The 16952-nt window shown below is 39.5% G+C and carries 10 protein-coding genes; 6 read left to right on the top strand and 4 right to left on the bottom strand.

The window, feature by feature from the left end; all coding sequences use genetic code 11:
• Positions 1-103: 103 nt before the first annotated feature.
• Together AAEU29_RS04005 and AAEU29_RS04000 are read left to right on the top strand one after the other, a co-directional pair.
• Complete coding sequence (locus AAEU29_RS04005; RefSeq protein ID WP_421972171.1) at positions 104-1441, top strand: ankyrin repeat domain-containing protein; 1338 nt, start codon at positions 104-106, stop codon at positions 1439-1441.
• Positions 1442-1605: 164 nt separating this feature from the next.
• On the top strand, positions 1606-3453 hold the full coding sequence (locus tag AAEU29_RS04000; protein WP_421972170.1) for an aminotransferase class V-fold PLP-dependent enzyme: 1848 nt from the start codon (positions 1606-1608) through the stop codon (positions 3451-3453).
• A gap of 97 nt (positions 3454-3550) precedes the next feature.
• Here the strand turns inward: AAEU29_RS04000 and AAEU29_RS03995 are convergent, their stop codons facing one another.
• The gene (locus AAEU29_RS03995; protein WP_421972169.1) at positions 3551-4579 is read right to left on the bottom strand and encodes a LacI family DNA-binding transcriptional regulator; all 1029 of its coding nucleotides are present in this window, start codon (positions 4577-4579) and stop codon (positions 3551-3553) included.
• 288 nt (positions 4580-4867) lie between these two features.
• On the opposite strand from AAEU29_RS03995, the gene pgi reads away from it, so the two are divergent.
• The 4 genes from pgi (at position 4868) to AAEU29_RS03975 (ending at position 12868) form a co-directional block, all read left to right on the top strand.
• Positions 4868-6511, top strand: a complete 1644-nt coding sequence (gene pgi, locus AAEU29_RS03990) for a glucose-6-phosphate isomerase (RefSeq protein WP_421972168.1) — start codon at positions 4868-4870, stop codon at positions 6509-6511.
• A gap of 698 nt (positions 6512-7209) precedes the next feature.
• The gene (gene zwf, locus AAEU29_RS03985; protein WP_421972167.1) at positions 7210-8679 is read left to right on the top strand and encodes a glucose-6-phosphate dehydrogenase; all 1470 of its coding nucleotides are present in this window, start codon (positions 7210-7212) and stop codon (positions 8677-8679) included.
• Positions 8679-9392 (top strand): 6-phosphogluconolactonase, encoded by a 714-nt coding sequence (gene pgl / locus AAEU29_RS03980; RefSeq protein ID WP_421972166.1) that lies wholly within the window; start codon positions 8679-8681, stop codon positions 9390-9392. Before zwf ends, pgl begins: the two co-directional genes overlap by 1 nt.
• An 875-nt stretch (positions 9393-10267) precedes the next feature.
• Positions 10268-12868 carry a TonB-dependent receptor gene (locus tag AAEU29_RS03975; RefSeq protein WP_421972165.1) on the top strand — a complete coding sequence of 867 codons (2601 nt, stop codon included), beginning with the start codon at positions 10268-10270 and terminating at the stop codon, positions 12866-12868.
• 97 nt (positions 12869-12965) lie between these two features.
• Here the strand turns inward: AAEU29_RS03975 and AAEU29_RS03970 are convergent, their stop codons facing one another.
• The 3 genes from AAEU29_RS03970 to AAEU29_RS03960 form a co-directional block, all read right to left on the bottom strand.
• Positions 12966-13628, bottom strand: a complete 663-nt coding sequence (locus tag AAEU29_RS03970; protein WP_421972164.1) for a DUF6445 family protein — start codon at positions 13626-13628, stop codon at positions 12966-12968.
• An 86-nt stretch (positions 13629-13714) separates the two neighbouring features.
• Positions 13715-15214: a tryptophan halogenase family protein gene (locus AAEU29_RS03965; protein ID WP_421972163.1), complete on the bottom strand. Its 1500-nt coding sequence runs from the start codon at positions 15212-15214 to the stop codon at positions 13715-13717.
• A gap of 7 nt (positions 15215-15221) precedes the next feature.
• Complete coding sequence (locus AAEU29_RS03960; RefSeq protein WP_421972162.1) at positions 15222-16766, bottom strand: tryptophan halogenase family protein; 1545 nt, start codon at positions 16764-16766, stop codon at positions 15222-15224.
• Positions 16767-16952 lie beyond the last annotated feature (186 nt).

Here is a 16952-nt window from a genome sequence, read left to right as displayed (position 1 = left end):
ATTTTAACCCAGTAAATGGAACTTAATAAGTTCTTTTTCATCAATTAAATAGTTGTTACTATTAGCGCGTTTCGCGTAATTTAAATTCTTATGGAGCACGGCGTTGTCACTTGAGCGAGTATTAGTTTGGCCTGAGGCTTATCCACTTTTATTAAAAGGCTTATTGGAGCAAAATGGCGCGTTTATTTTAGACGCACTTGAAGCTTGGCCAAAGTGTGAAGTGACCAAAGATGCGCAGGGCATCAGCACAAGTGTTTTACCCCCTTTGTACTACCTGTTATGGCAAAAACCAGCAGAGCCTTTTGAGCAGTGTTTTTATCAGCATATTTTTGAATATGATGATACTGCCCAGCAATACATCGAATCGGCATTACAGCATTTACAGCAACAACTAGGTAGTAAAGAAGCAACCAGTGAATTGCTTTTGTCACGTATTGATCAATACGCATCAATAGGGCAACAAGTTGCAATGCAAAACGAGTTGACACTGACTTCGCTGTGCATGCATTTAAGATTGTTTAAACTGTTTCAGCAATTTTTGAAGCTGGGCATGCCGCTTAGCCAAGACGATGTTTTAGCGATTTGGGCCGATGACGATTTTCGTGAAGTTGCACTTCCTTTTATTAAAAGTAACTTGAGCGATGATACAAACCTATTAGCTGAAGAAATTGCCGACAGATTAAGGCAAGGCGAAGATTTTTTTGACTTGCTTCTTGCACTTTCAGATGGCGAAGTAGATAACCGTTTATTAGAGCGTGCGTTGCTGTCTCATATTTCGCAAGAAGATGCGAAACAAAGCTTATGTATGCGCTTTATTGAGCAAGGTGCAAAAGGCCAGATCACAGACGAAGATGGCTTAACAGCGCTAATTTGGTCAGCAAAGCAAGGATTCGCCAATGTGTTTGATGCACTGCTTACCAAAGAGCGCGCAGGCGAATGCGATTTAAAAGGTAATAACTTACTGCATTTTGCCGTACGTGCACGCAGCTTAGATATTATCAGCAAAGCACTCAACGGTGGTGTTAACTATCAGCAAAAAGACGCTGACGGTCTTACGCCGTATCGCTTAGCGGTTGAGCTAGAATTACCTGAGGTGATTAAGCACTTTGAGCATAAATTTGGCATCAAAGAACTAAGTGCAGAAGGGCAGCTAAAACTGATCCAGATGGTACATTTTTTACATGCATTGGTATGTTTTATGTTGCCACTACAGATCTTCTTAATTTTCTCAGACTCAATATCAATCAAAACGGAAATAAGCATTGTTTCAACGCTTATTTCGCTAGGGGCATTTGCGTATGCACTTTCGCTCAAGCGTAGTAATTTATACCCCAATATTAAACACCCATTTGCATTAACACTTATCCGGTTTTTATCGCCAGTGTGTTTGATTTTGGCACTGTTATTATTAATGGTTATTCTGACTACTGTGCTGAGCTAGTCGTTATATTTATTCCCAAAAAGGCCACTGTGAAAGTGGCCTTTTTTGTTTTTACTAAAAGCTTTATAAAAAGTGGCCATATCAAAACGAAATATTATTAGCCTTTAAAGAGGATGTTTGAAATAATGTTATAAGATATTCCATTAAGTAATAAAGCAGTAAGTATGAGTCAGTCGTTAATTTATTTAGACGCCAACGCAACTACACCGGTTTACAGTGAGATTGCTAAAAAAGTAATGCATTGTATGGAAGTTGAATTTGGTAACCCATCATCGTCACACATTACTGGCTTAAAAGCTAAGCGTTTAATGGAAGACACGCGTAACTTAGGTAAAAAACTTATCGGCACAGAAAAAGGCCGATTGTTGTTTACATCTGGCGCTACAGAAGGCATTCAAACGTCGGTTGTATCGGCATTAATTGCTGCTAAATCTCATAATATTGAAAAGCCAGTTTTACTTTACGGTGCAACAGAACACAAAGCGGTACCCAACACTTTAAAACATTGGAATGCAATACTCGAAATCAATGCTGAGGTAATTGCAATCCCTGTGGATAGCAAAGGTATTTTAGATCATGACTTTATAGCTAAGCACATCGAAAATGCGCTGATGATCTGCACCATGATCGTAAACAATGAAACAGGTGCAACGCAGGATTTAACCGCGCTAGATAAAGTGATCCGTGACAATAATCCAAATGTGTTTTGGATGGTGGATTGTGTACAAGGCCTTGGTAAGCAAGCGCTGAATCTTGATAAAACAAGCATTAACTACGCGCCGTTTTCAGGTCATAAACTGTATGCGCCAAAAGGTATTGGCTTTTTATACTTAAGTGAAAATGCACCATTAACACCGTTTATTGCAGGTGGTGGTCAAGAAAGTGGTGCGCGCTCTGGCACCGAAAATTTACCGGGCATTGCAGGACTGAAAAAATTATTTGAACTGATGCTGGATAATACAAGCAACGTATTCAAACCATTAGAAACATTAAAACGCTACCGTGCAGACCTTGCCGAAGCGCTTTCATATACTTTTGATGAAATTGTGTTTAACAATGACTTTGATGTTTCTGTACCGACGACGCTTAATTTTAGTGTTGCAAATATTGCGGGCAGTGAAGTGATGAACTTATTTGATGCTGCTAGTATTCGTGTAAGTGCCGGTTCTGCTTGTAGTTCGGGCGCAGCGAGTAGCTTTGTATTAGATGCGATGAATTTAGCGCCTTGGCAAAGTGAAAATGCCATACGCTTATCGTTTGGCCCAATGGCAACAGAGCAAGAAATTAATAATGCGTGTGCGCGTATTCGCTCGTTAAAAGACAAGTTAGCAAACGCCTGTATGCTATTTGAGAGAAGCAAAGAAACCCCGTGTGCTGTTGGTGTAAATCAGTATGTACTGAATAACGAAATCATGTATGTAATTGTTAATGAGTCTCTAAATGCTCTTTTGATTAACGCAAAAGCAAGCGAGCTGCGAAAGATTGAGCGATTAATTAAAAATCAAGGGTTAAGAGTAACGGGTTTAATTAATGTTGATACTGACGTTGCTGCTATTTTTGCTAATGCGAAACAATATGACTTAACAAATGACGCGCACTTGCCTGATTTTGATGTTGAAATTAATCAAGGCGTGCTTTACAAACATAGTAATAACCACCGTGTTGAAATGCCATTACATTTTTTGCCTTGCGAGAGCATTACTGAAATTAACAGTGCATCACTTAAACAAGCGCTGGTTGCCGAGCAAGTTGATGGTATTGTGGATATTCGTGAGAATTACGAACATCAAGAAGGTGAATTAGGGGACTTCTTAAATATTCCAAGTGATATGATAAGTAATATCCCAAGTCATCGCTTATTTAATGAAATGATAGAAGGGCGATTAGCGCAATCAAAGCGTTATGTTTTGGTGTGCAGAAGTGGTCGCCGCTCAAAAGCCTGTTGTGCACTACTGAATGAATTTGGCTTTACCAACCTGACCAATCTTGCTGGTGGCGTTGCGTTTATCTAAAAAGGCTTTATCACCTAATAAAAAAGCAGCGATATCGCTGCTTTTTTATTAGAGCGTATTGACCTTTATAGCCATCACGCATAAGTCAAATATGACGTTAGGCAATGTGCCCTGTTGAATCACGAACAACCAATTCAGGTGTAAAACAAACAGCCATCTTTTCTTCTTTGATTTTAGTCGGGCGACTATTGGCAAATAAAAGCTTAGCGGCCTGCGTTGCGATATCTTGGTTTGACTGATGTGCAGTTGTCAGCTTTGGCCATGTCTGTTTTGAGAAGGGTGAATCCTCGAAACCCGTAATAGATAATTGTTCTGGAATTTTTATGTCCATTAAGCGCGATGCAAATAATGCACCCGCTGCGATTTCATCGTTACAGGCAAAAATGGCAGTCACTTTACTGTTTTTAGCCATGAGAGCTTTTGCACCTTCCACACCTGATTCGAATGAATATTTACCTGGGAAAATCAGCGATTCATCAAGGGAAATATTATGATCGCTCAAAGCAGACTTGTATCCGGCTAAACGTTCAAGTGTTGATTTGTGCTCTTCTTCACCGGTAATAAATGCAATGTGTTTATGTCCCAGCGAAATAAGATGTTCAGTAATTTGGTAGGCGGCATCGTGGTCATTTACAAAGATGGCATTTGATTTACCTTCTTGTTCCGTTGGTTCACGACCTGACAAAATACGTACGTAGTTAATGTTCATTGAATCAAGTAACTCAATGACATCTTCACGCTCCGATAGGGGAGGCGTTAATACCAAGCCTGACAAGCGAGAACGCTCAATCATGGTTTGTATTTCGTCTAATACGTTTTCATCAGTGCTACTGCAAGGGTGAATAAGTAGTTCATAGCCTTCTTCTTTGCAGCGCGATAAGATCCCATTTTGCATATCAATAACATAATAAGCGTTAGGGTTGCTGTACACTAAGCCAATGGCAAATGATTTGGTTCCCGCTAAACTACGCGCTGCTAAATTCGGCTTGTAGTTGAGTTCTTTTACCGCAGCCATAACCTTATCTGAGGTTTTTTTTCTAACCGATGGCTCGTTATTCATAACACGAGACACAGTTTTCATTGATACGCCAGCGAGGCGAGCAACATCGTTTATGGTGACTTTCATATTGTTATTATTTCTTTTGCTGATGGTTCCTGCATAACGCATAGGAGAAATAGCACACAAGTTGCCATTCTAACTGTTTTTTTTTCAAGTCTGTAGTTATGTTTCATATTTTATACAGAATCGAGCTGGTTGATACCGGTGTCAAAAAGTTGAAATTGCCAATTGACAGCGTTGTCATTTTTACTTATTGTTAACGTACAAAATTTAACAAGTAGTAACTTTAGCAAGTGTTTGACTAAATTCAAGGTTCAAATACATGCATAAGTATAAATAGAGTAAAGGTAAAATATGAGTGGTCGTTCTTCTTTAGCAAGTTGGCAAACACTAGCAGGTCTAGCAAGTGAGTTAAAACAACAACACTTAGTTGATTTGTTTGCTAATGATGCTGAGCGATTTGAACGTTTTTCAACGCACATTGACGGTGTTTTCTTTGATTACTCAAAAAACCTCATTACTCAAGATGTTAAAAAAGCGTTATTAGAACTGGCAAATGAAGTTGATTTGGCTTCGTGGCGCGACAAAATGTTTTCAGGTGAAAAAATTAACTTCACTGAAAACCGTGCGGTGTTACATACAGCACTTCGCAAACGTAATAACCAAGCTGTTTATGTGGATGGTGGAAACGTTGTTGACGCGGTGAATAGCGAACTTGCAAAAATTAAAGCATTTACTGAAAAAGTGCGTAATGGTGAGTGGTTAGGCTATACCGGAAAACGCATCACTGATGTGGTCAGTATTGGTGTAGGCGGCTCTAACTTAGGTCCGCAAATGGCGACTGAAGCGTTAGCAGCTTATGCAGATAACACTCTAGATGTGCACTACGCATCAAATGCTGACGGTATGCAAATCGCAAGCGTGCTCGCTAAGGTAAACCCAGAAACGACCTTATTTGTTATTTCGAGTAAAACATTTACAACCTCTGAAACCATGGCAAACGCAAAAACAGCTGTTGCGTGGTTAAAAAATGCAGCAGGTTGTGACTCAGCCATAGCCAAACATTTTGCTGCGGTAAGTACCAACTTAGAAAAAACATCTGAATTTGGTATTAATCCTGACAACGTATTTACCATGTGGGATTGGGTTGGCGGTCGTTTCTCGATGTGGTCAGCAATTGGTTTACCAATCGCGCTTTACCTCGGTTTTGATATTTTTGTTGAACTACTTGAAGGTGCCTTTGAAGTAGACGAGCACTTTTTAAACGCAAAATTTGAAGACAATATTCCAGTATTAATGGCGCTTTTAAGCGTGTGGAATACCAGCTTTTTAGATGCACGAGCGCAAGCTATTTTACCATATGACCAAAGCATGCATATGTTACCGGCATATTTACAGCAAGCGGAAATGGAAAGTAATGGTAAGTCAGTGACATTTGATGGCAAAGCGATTGATTATACTAGCGTGCCACTGATTTGGGGTATGACAGGAATTAATGGTCAGCATGCGTTTTATCAGTATCTTCACCAAGGTACTACGATTGTGCCAGCAGATTTTATTGGTTCAATCACACCTGTGACAGACGTTAATAATCATCATGAAATTCTAATGGCAAACTTTTTTGCGCAAACAGAAGCCATGATGACGGGCGTTACAAAAGAGCAAATTATTGCTGACTTGACAGACAAAGGATTATCTCAAGCGCAAATAGATGCATTGGTTGAACATAAAGTTCATAAAGGCAATCGCCCAACGACGTCAATTTTACTGGATAAAATTGATGCGAAACATTTAGGTCGATTAATTGCGCTTTACGAACACAAAATTTTCTGCCAAGGCATTATTTTAGAGATCTGCTCATTTGATCAATGGGGTGTTGAGCTTGGTAAAGGTCTTGCAAACGCGATTCAAAAAGAATTAGAGACAGACGAGCGCTTTGAGCACGATAGTTCAACCGCGGGTCTAATTGCTTTATATAAAAATAAGCGTCAAAAATAGGATAAATGTCAGGGTTTATAGCCTGATATTAAGATAAACTGCGCGGCTTTTCTGCTAGCAGCAGTAGATCAAAATACCTTTGAACGGGTAGCGCTGAGTTAATGGGAGCGTCAATTGGTGAGAGAGTTGCCGCTTCCAAAACTCTTATCCGTTTAAGCTGAATGTGAGAATGCACATTCGGCAACAGAATAAGAAAAGCGATAGGTCGCTTTTAAAAGAATACCTTTGAACGGGTAGCGTTGAGTTATTTGGGACTTCAATTGGTGAGAGAGTTGATGTTCCCAAAGCTCCTTTCTACCAACTGCTGTTGAGTCACAAAACAGCACAAATTTGCACACAATACACTTTGAAGAGCACTCTTTTAGATTTTCAAAGTAAACAAATACCTTTGAACGGGTAGCGCTGAGTCGATTGGGACGTCAATTGGTGAGAGAGTTGACGTTTCCAATGCTCATATCCGTTTAACTAAGTGAACTGAGTAGCGCTGAGTATTCAGGGGTAACGGTGGGTGAGAGCATCGTTACTCCTGAAAACTCTTTTTCAGATTACATTTCAATCGTTAATCAGTTACATACGAATTCATTATAAATTAGCATGTATAAATTGCTTACCCAAAGCGCAATTAGTGCTAACATAGCGAACTAAAACAACTTCTATATTGTACTTAACAACAAGTTATTAAAACCAAGAGAACAAATATGCTAAACCCATTCGATATAGTTATTTTTGGTGGCGGCGGTGATTTATCACTTAGAAAACTGCTACCTGCGATGTACCGTGCTTATCAAGAAGGAAATTTACCGGAAGGGACACGAATTGTGCCAACGGTTAGGGCATTAGCAAACGAACAAGAATTTATTGATAAAGTGCAAGAAAGCCTAAAATCATTTCTTGGCAAAGGTGAATACAACAGCAAAGACTGGAAGGCATTTGCAACCTTTTTAAAACCAATTGTGGTTAACGTTACCGAGCAAGATGATAATTGGCTTGTATTAAAAGAGTTTTTAGAAACGGACGCAGAAGACAAAGCTCGCGTTTTTTATTATTCATTACCACCTGCTGTTTATGGCCGCTGTAGTGAGCTACTTTCAGATAACCAATTGATTACTGAATCAACACGTGTTGTTGTTGAAAAGCCAATTGGTTACTGCGGTGCCTCTGCAGAAGAAATTAACGCAAAGATTGCAGAATATTTCAAAGAAAGCCAAATCTACCGTATTGACCACTATTTAGGTAAAGAAACGGTACAAAACTTAATGGCACTGCGTTTTTCAAATGTGATGTTTGAAAACATGTGGGATGCGAAAACCATTGATAATATCCAAATTAGTATTTCTGAGACGGTTGGCTTAGAAAGCCGTGCTGGTTTTTATGATAAAGCTGGTGCGCTTCGCGATATGGTGCAAAACCACTTATTACAATTATTATGCTTAGTGGCAATGGAGTCACCGAATAAACTTTCAGCTAAAAGCATTCGAACTGAGAAGTTAAAAGTATTAGAAGCATTGCGCCCACTTGTAGATGCTGACGTTGAAGCAAATACAGTGCGTGGCCAATATGTGCCAGGTCAATTAGACGGTAAATTAGTACCAGGTTATTTAGAGGAACTTGGTGAAAACAGCGAAACAGAAACGTTTGTTGCAATCCGCGCGCACATTGATAACTGGCGTTGGGCAGGTGTACCTTTCTATTTAAGAACAGGTAAACGTATGAAAAAGCGTTGTGCAGAAATTATCGTTGAATACAAAAACGTATCGCACAATGTGTATGATGAAACGGTTGGTGGCATTGAACCGAATCGTTTGGTTATTCGCCTGCAGCCAGAAGAAAGCATTCAATTAACGTTAATGTCTAAGCGCTTAGATAACTTAGAAATGCAATTACGACCAGTGACGCTTGATTTAGATTTATCGAAAAACTATGAAAATGGTTTCCATTCAGATGCATACAAGCGCTTAATGTTAGATGCAGCTGCAGGTAATGCGTCACTGTTTATTCACCGTGATGAAGTACGCCAAGCATGGGCGTGGATTGATCCAATTATCAATCAGTGGAAAACAGCAGGTATGCCAGCACTTTACCGTGCGGGTACTTGGGGCCCTGATGATGCCGATGAGCTTTTAGCGGAAAATAATCACACTTGGTATAACGCTGGGAGCAAGGATTAATGTCAGCCAATATTATTGAAAAGTTTTTTGATTCAAAAGATGCTTACAATAAAGCACTTGGTGAAGACTTAGCTGCATGTTTAGCAAACGGTATTGAGCAAGATGGCCGCGCTGTACTGATGGTTTCTGGTGGTTCATCACCGGCGCCTGCTTATCGTTATTTAAGCGGTTTAGATATGGCATGGGATAAAATCGATATTGCCATGGTAGATGAGCGCTGGGTGGATGCGGATCATGATAAAAGCAATGAAGCATTTATCAAATCAACGTTATTACAAGATAAAGCGGCTGTTGCAAATTTAGTTACTATGAAAAATGAAGCTGAGTCGGCAAAGTTAGGTCAGCCTGAGTGTCAAAAAGCGTATGCGGAACTTAAACCGAGCTTTGATGTAACTATATTAGGTATGGGACCAGATGGTCACACTGCATCATTATTCCCGCACGCTGAAGGTCTTGATAATGCGCTTACAACATCAGATTTGGTAGCTGCAATTGAAGCTATTAAAAGTGAAGTAACTGGTGATATTACAGAACGCATGACATTAACACGTGCTGCAATTTTACAATCGAAAGTGATTAAGTTACTTATCAGCGGTGAAGAAAAGCTGGCTGTTTATAAAGAAGCAAAAGCAGGTGGGGAAGTTGCTGATATGCCGCTTCGCGCTATTTTACAGCAAACTGATGTCCCTGTTGAAGTGTATTGGACAGCATAAAGTAAAACTGTTTTGTATAACTGAAATACCCAAACCTAGGTTTGGGTATTTTTTTGCTTTAAATATTGTGAGCCATTCTGTAAATAAAGTTTGCTGATGTATTTCGGCTTAAATAGGGCAGGCGAATCGCGATTCTTAATAAAACATCATTTCTTCAACTTAAATTTCCTATTACAAGGAAGTTTCTTTGTTTGTTCGTGAGAGCAAAAACTAAAAGTTTGAACACTTTTTGATTCACTTATATTTTTTTAATCTCAGATCACATCGTTTTTATAGTTTCAAAATCTTCATTACGTTAAATCTGTATAAAAAAATAAAATAACGCTAGACAAATGACACCGGTGTCTTTATTATCTCTGTTAACAAATGACAGCGCTGTCATTTGTTATTTCCCCTAAGTTAAATGAATTAAGATTTGAGGGCTCCACTTCTATCATTCTGCCCAGTGATAGGGGCCCTCAATTAGCTAACCAGGTTTAACCAACTAAGTTGAGCAAAGCGCTTATTCAGGCAATAAAAAATTATTGCCTGAACTTTTTTTGTTACTACTTTGTAGTCGCACTTATCAGATCCGACCTCTCTAATAATAAACTTTTCTTACATATTTCACTTTACAGATATTATTTACCCTGTGTTATAGTATTTCCATCGCTAGCCCTTTAATTACAAGGGGTTGTGTTTATTTTTTATTGCGTTTGTAAATAAATTGTTCTCTTTTGTTATATCTGAAAGGGGGGAATTGTTTAAAAAATGCAAAAATAATTGTAGCGATATTGTAATTTTACGTGTAAGGTTTGTTAGTAGATGACAACGCTGTCATCCTCACTGGGCAGAAAGTGAATTAAACCAAAACAAAATGATTCAAGGGGAATCCTGTGTTAGCTAAAAATTTCAAAAAAAGCTTATTAGCAGTTAACATCGGTTTAGCAATGGGCGCTGGTTTTTCAGGCGTTGCTGTTGCAGCTGATTCAGAAGTTCAAGCAAAAGAAGATGTAGAAGTAATTGAGGTACGTGGTATTCGTCGCTCTCTAGAAGCTTCTCTTAACACTAAACGTTTTTCTAATTCTGTAGTTGATGCAGTATCAGCAGAAGACGTAGGTAAATTTCCAGATAGCGATGTAGGTGAAGCACTTGGTCGTATTTCTGGTATCGCTGTTAACCGTGCATTCGGTCAAGGTCAGCAAGTATCAATCCGTGGTGCATCAGCACAATTAACACGTACACTTCTTAACGGTCACTCAGTTGCTTCAACTGGTTGGTATGACCAACAAGCAATCGACCGTAGCTTTAACTACACACTTCTTCCACCTGAAATGGTTGGCGGTATCGAAGTTTACAAATCGTCTCAAGCAGACGTTGTAGAAGGTGGTATCGGTGGTACTGTTATCGTTAATACACGTAAGCCGTTAGATTTAGATGCAAACACTATCTTCGGTAGCGTTAAAGCTGACTACGGTACGATTTCTGAAGAGACAGATCCTGAAGTTTCTGGTTTATACAGCTGGAAAAACGACAACGAAACATTTGGTGCATTAGTTGCTGCTGCTTACTCAGAAACTAATTACCAACGTAACGGTATCGAATCACTTGTTGGTTGGGGTGACATTGTTCCAACAACATTCCAACAAGAGCGTGAGCGTACAGCAATCAATGCTGCGTTCCAATACCGTCCGTCTGACAACCTAGAGTTCGGCTTAAACATCATGAGCCTTGAGCTTTCTGCAAATAACGCAAACACGTCATTATTTGCTATTTTCCCAGATGATAAAGAAGCTGCGTGTGAATCAGTAAACGCTGATGGTACATGTACTTTCTACCGTCGCACAGGTACTGGTGCTAACCCTGGTTGGGCACAAACATGGGGCCGTGCAGGTTCGATGACATCAGACACTGTTGACTTCGACTTTAAATATGTTGGTGAAAACTTTGAACTTGAAGGTCGTGTAGGTAATACACAATCTGACGGTGGTACAGATCTAACTTCAAACTACGGTTTCTGGCTAGGTACACCAGCTGATTACGCAGGTACTTACGATGCAACAGGTGAAGTTATTAAGATTGATGTTGCTAATAAAAACTTCACTGCTGATGACTTCCAAGGTCAATTATCTTCTGCTGGTTGGGCACTTAAAAAGCAACCTAACTCAGACGAAGAAACGTATGCGCAGTTTGACTTAAAATTCCCAGTTGAGTTTGGTGCAATCACTGCAATCAAAACTGGTTTCCGTTGGGCAGACCATGACGTTAAGCAAGAAACTTATACTGCGAACTTAGTTGATAGCATCCCAGCATACGATGCGTCACACTACTATTCAGGCACTATGAGTTCTGGCGCAGGTTACACATTACCTGCACCAAACCTAGACCAAATGCTTGCTGATGGTTACGCGGCTATTACTAGCTTCGATAACACATCGATTGCATACAAATCTGGTTACGGTACAGTAAACGAAGAAAATATTTCACTTTACGCTATGGCTGATTTCTCAGGTGAAGGCGTACGTGGTAACTTCGGTCTTCGTTATGTTTCAACTGATGCATCATCTGATTACTATGCGCTTGATGCAAACGGAAACTATGCAAATAACTTAACAACTGATACTGCTGATTACAGCGAAGTATTACCAAGTGTTAACGTTGCATTTGACCTTACTCAAGACGTAATCTTACGTTTCTCAGCAGCGCAAGTAATGTCACGTGCTAACTACACAGATATGTTTGCGGCATCAACGCTTGCTGGTTATAACGATGGTACTTTAGGTAACGAAGTTATCACTACTGGTAATATCGGTCTTGAGCCATTCAAAGCAACACAAGCTGATGTTGGTATTGAATACTACTTTGATGGTGACGGCATGATCAGTGCTACTTACTTCATCAAAGATATTTCATCATTCACTAAGGTTGACCAGAAGCTTAACCAAAGTGTTGGTATTATCGACCCTAATACAGGTGAAGATAACTGGACTGTTGCAACTAAAGGCACTGGTTCTGGTGGTGAAATCCAAGGTCTAGAGCTACAAATTCAAGATGGCTTCGACAATGGTTTTGGTTACCAAGCTAACTATACTTACGTAGATTCAGAAGCACCTGCGGAAAACTTCCCAGACCGTATCGAACTATTCTCTGATTCTTCAGATCACACAGTTAACCTTGTAGGTTACTATGAGACTGAAACATACAGCGTACGTTTAGCGTATAACTGGCGTTCAGAATACATGGTACGTGAATTACCTGGTTTCTACGGTAACCGCGAGCACCAAGACTACGGTACACTTGACCTAACGGCTAAGTACTCAGTAACTGATTACCTAGACCTAACATTTGAAGCTGTTAACATCACTGAAGAAGACAGCATCCAAATTGGTACTGCGACAGGTGATGCAGAAGTTAAAGCTGACCTTCGTAACGGTTACCCAGCGTGGAGCTTTGAAGGTGAAGCACGCTATAAAGTGGGTGTAGCTTTCCGCTTCTAAGCTAAAAGTTAATACTTATAAAAAGCCTCGCAATTGCGAGGCTTTTTTTTGTGCTTAGAAAATAGTAAGAGCATAAACTGAAGCACATCACTTCAGCTCAAGTTTTGTTTAAACGTTTAAAAAATGAATTAATTGACGTGCGGCTATTGTTGCTATTTTTCTCAAACTCTACTTTTGCTGTAACGGAAGGGCTATGTAAAATATTACCCGAGTAGATAACAACACGATTAGGCTTTGCCTCAACACTGTGAATCTTTTCAAATACATCATTTGACTCATCAATATAACCTTGAGCATTCGACGCTTGATGTTGCTTTAGCATATCTACAATAATCGGCTCATCGCTTTTCGAAAGCATAACCTTGTCGTACTTACGATAGCGATAAAAATTTGTGCCACCTAACTCACTGCCGGATAAATAGTGCACCGCTGCCATATCTTCACTTAACAATGAATCATAATGAGGCATGGTTTGAAGTGGTGAAAGTTGATCAGGCTTAACAGTAATCTTTGATAACCAACAGCGCGCAACTTGGTGTTTCACTGTAGATGTAAAAACACGCGCTAAAAGCGAAGAGAATGCTTGATAGTAGGGTTCCGGCATTTCGTCGCGACTGCCGGGGTAGAGCGTACCGTCTTTTCCTGGAGGCTGATAATAAGCGGTGTTGTTAGCATAGTTAATGATTTTATCTAATTCATTAAATGCATTATCAATTATTATAATTTTATGGTCTGTGCCTGAAATATATGATTCAGACACAACAAATTGCGTGTTGATAGAGAACAAAATAATCCTTTAAAAATAAATTCGTCAGATCCCTTGACTAAAAAATTAGCAATTAAACGTTAATCACTGTTAAGGGCCTGAGAGTGCGGTTTGAAATATGTTGATTGTTGCTCACAGTAATTATCAATATCAGCCACATTAGCAACTTTAACTGACTGGGGCAGTGTGTGAGTTGTTTCGTTAAATCGCCCTTTTCCTGCAAGCAAACAATACCAACTTGGCGAAAAATACATTACTTCCGCATTTAGCTTTTGTAATGTACTTTCGAACTGGCTGTCTGGATCATCCCAAGATATGAGTATTTTTGATAACTTTTCTGGAGAAGCAGCACCTCGATTGTCTCGCCAATAAGCGCTGTCATCTCGGGTGTTTAATCGATAATGAGCACTGATGTAGTCCCGAATAGCGTCATAAACAGTATTGATCTGTTGATTAAATTGCTCTTGGGTCGTTTCATCATTGCCACCTTGATCAACTGTTTCAATAAAATGTTCAACAGTGTATTGAATACAGCTTAATGCAGTGGCTTCTAGCGGTTCAATAAACCCTTGTGATAACCCTACGCCAAGTACATTTAAATGCCAGTGTTTGGCAACACGCCCTAAACGCATTTTTATATGACGTGCTTTAATATCATCGCGCTTACTAATACCTAAATAAGCGCGCAGCTCAGCTTCAGCATCTTCAGGTGTAATATATTTACTGCTATACACATAACCATTGCCGTTTCGGTTTCTAAGCGGAATTGTCCATGCCCAACCAGCACTTAAAGCGCGAGACACCGTTTGAGGTGAAATCTCATTATCTGTTTGCGTTTCGGTTGGAATGGCAATGGCACTATCATTCAGTAAATAATCTTGGTATGAAATAAAAGGCACTTTCAGCGTTTTTTGCAGCAATAAACTGGCAAAGCCAGTAGCATCAATAAATAAATCGCCGTTAATGGTTTGACCACAGTTTAATGTTAGGCTGTGTACGCCTTTGTCATCATTATTAACAACCTCTACGGTACCAATAATTTGCTTTATACCTAGCTTGATAGCGCGATTTTTTAAAAACTCGCCTAGCTTTTGCGAATCAAAATGATAGCCGTAATCTAGCTCTTTATTTTGTGGTTGTTTGAGTTTAGGGCTGAGCTTATTCTTTGCTAATTTTGCTTGTAGCCAATAGTGATTTGGCCTGGTTTGAATATCAAACCCTTGGCGTCTTACGTTACAGTTATGGATAAACGCTTGGCCTGTCTTCCAGTCATGATCAGAGTAAAAGGGATGAAAATATTCGTTTTCTTCTAAGTGTGAAGTCCAATTTGGAAAGCTTATGCCACACTTATAAGTCGCATTACAAAATGGCATCCATTCATTTTCGGCGATTTGTAGCTTATCAAAAAAATATTTTAACGAGGGAGTAGAGCCTTCACCAACGCCAACAACGCCAATCATGTCGGATTCAATCAGGGTGATTTCAACCCCTTTACTTGCCCAGCTGTGATGTAAAAGACTTGCTGCCATCCACCCAGCAGAGCCACCGCCAACTACTACTATTTTCTTTGGAATTACCATACCGTATTTACACCTTGCTTAAGCCAAATTGCTTGATTTTATTTATAACCGTTAAATTATCTTCTAAATAGTCAGCAACCTGAGTTGCTTGCCTTTGAATTAAATCAAACTGTTTTTGTGCAATGTCTGGTGCTTGATATCGATAAGCGGTATCACCAATCTTGGTCGGGTAATTCATCCCGTATAAAACGTATAAATAATTTTCTAAGCGAAACGCATCAAAACCGCGTTCAAAATCATATAAGCTTGGAATATGTGTGCGCCAATGCTCAAGCTTTTCTTGTAATTCTAAAGGCCAACTAGCTGTATCACGATTATCACGCCAAAATGCGGTATCGTCTCTGTCCGATACGGCATAATGCATTTTGATAAAATTAATTACCCCTTGCCATAAACCACTCACATAGTTGTTATAGCGTTTTTCAGCTTGGGCTAATTGTGCTGTATTGGTAGGGAACGATTTAGCAAGTAATTTAGCGGTAGCATCAAAAGCGAGCAAGCCAGTGGCTTCAAGTGGCTCAACAAACCCTTGAGATAGTCCAATGGCAACACAGTTTTTATGCCAAAATTTTTCACGATGACCAATTTTCATATCGATTAAGCGTGGATTTATTTCATCTACTGATGTGTTTAAATAGTTGGCAAGCGTGGCTTTTGCTTCATCTAAAGTGCAATGCTTTGATGAAAATACATGACCAATACCGCGCCTGGTTGGAAGCGCTATATCCCATATCCAACCTGCATCACATGCCGTTGCAATAGTCGAAGAGGGTAGTTTAGGTTGTTCGCTGTCATATGGGACTTGAATAGCAAGTGCTTTATCGACAAACAGCACATCACTTTTTTCAATAAACGGAATATTTAATGCTTGCCCTAATAGTCTGCTGCAAAAGCCTGAACAATCAAGGTAAAAATCAGCGTTAAATACGTCACCTTGCAAACTAATTAGGCTGTTAATTTCGCCGTTATTGGTAAGTGTTACATCTTCAATATGTGACACAAGATGTTCCACGCCGAGATTCTCAATCGCATGGTGTTTAAGTAAATCAGAAAATTTATAGGCATCTAAGTGGTAACCATAAGCTGCTTGCCCAGCAAACTCTGGGTCGGTAATAGCCTTAGGAGATTTATGATTATCACACAACAGTGCTTGGCGACTCATCGCATGAGAAAATGGTATTTCAGGGTTTTGTAACCAAGCAGCAACACTGTCATTATCTAAAATAGGGTAGTCAAAAGGGTGATAGTACGAGTGTATTTTGCCATCTACAGGCTTCATCCAGTTATCAAATTGAATGCCTTGTTTAAAGGAAACATCGCACTCTTTAATAAATTGTTCTTCACTGATACCAAATTCTTTTAGTGTATTTCGCATCAAAGGCACAGTACCTTCGCCTACGCCAATGGTTGGGTTGTCGGGAGATTCAATCACGGTAATCTTAACACCTTGTTGTTCTTTTGGTTTTAGATTAATTGCGAGATGATTTGCAGCCAGCCAACCGGCTGTACCACCACCTAAAATAATAATTGATTGAATCGGCTTTGTTTGCATTTTGACACTACTTAATAAATGACAGCGCTGTTTTATTGTTATCAATTAGACACAAATTGTCGCTTTTTGTCACCCGTTCCCTTGAAAAATAATTGTTCGTCCTTATATCATTTTGTAATGAAATGTTAGGTAAAGAATAGACGTTTACATACATTAAAAAGAAACGAGGTTTTTACTTTCTTTTTA

The sequence above is a fragment of the Pseudoalteromonas aquimarina genome, assembly GCF_049257255.1.
Classification (GTDB): Bacteria; Pseudomonadota; Gammaproteobacteria; order Enterobacterales; family Alteromonadaceae; genus Pseudoalteromonas.
Note: the sequence above shows the minus strand (reverse complement) of the source record. Positions and strands in the feature narration are given on the sequence as shown.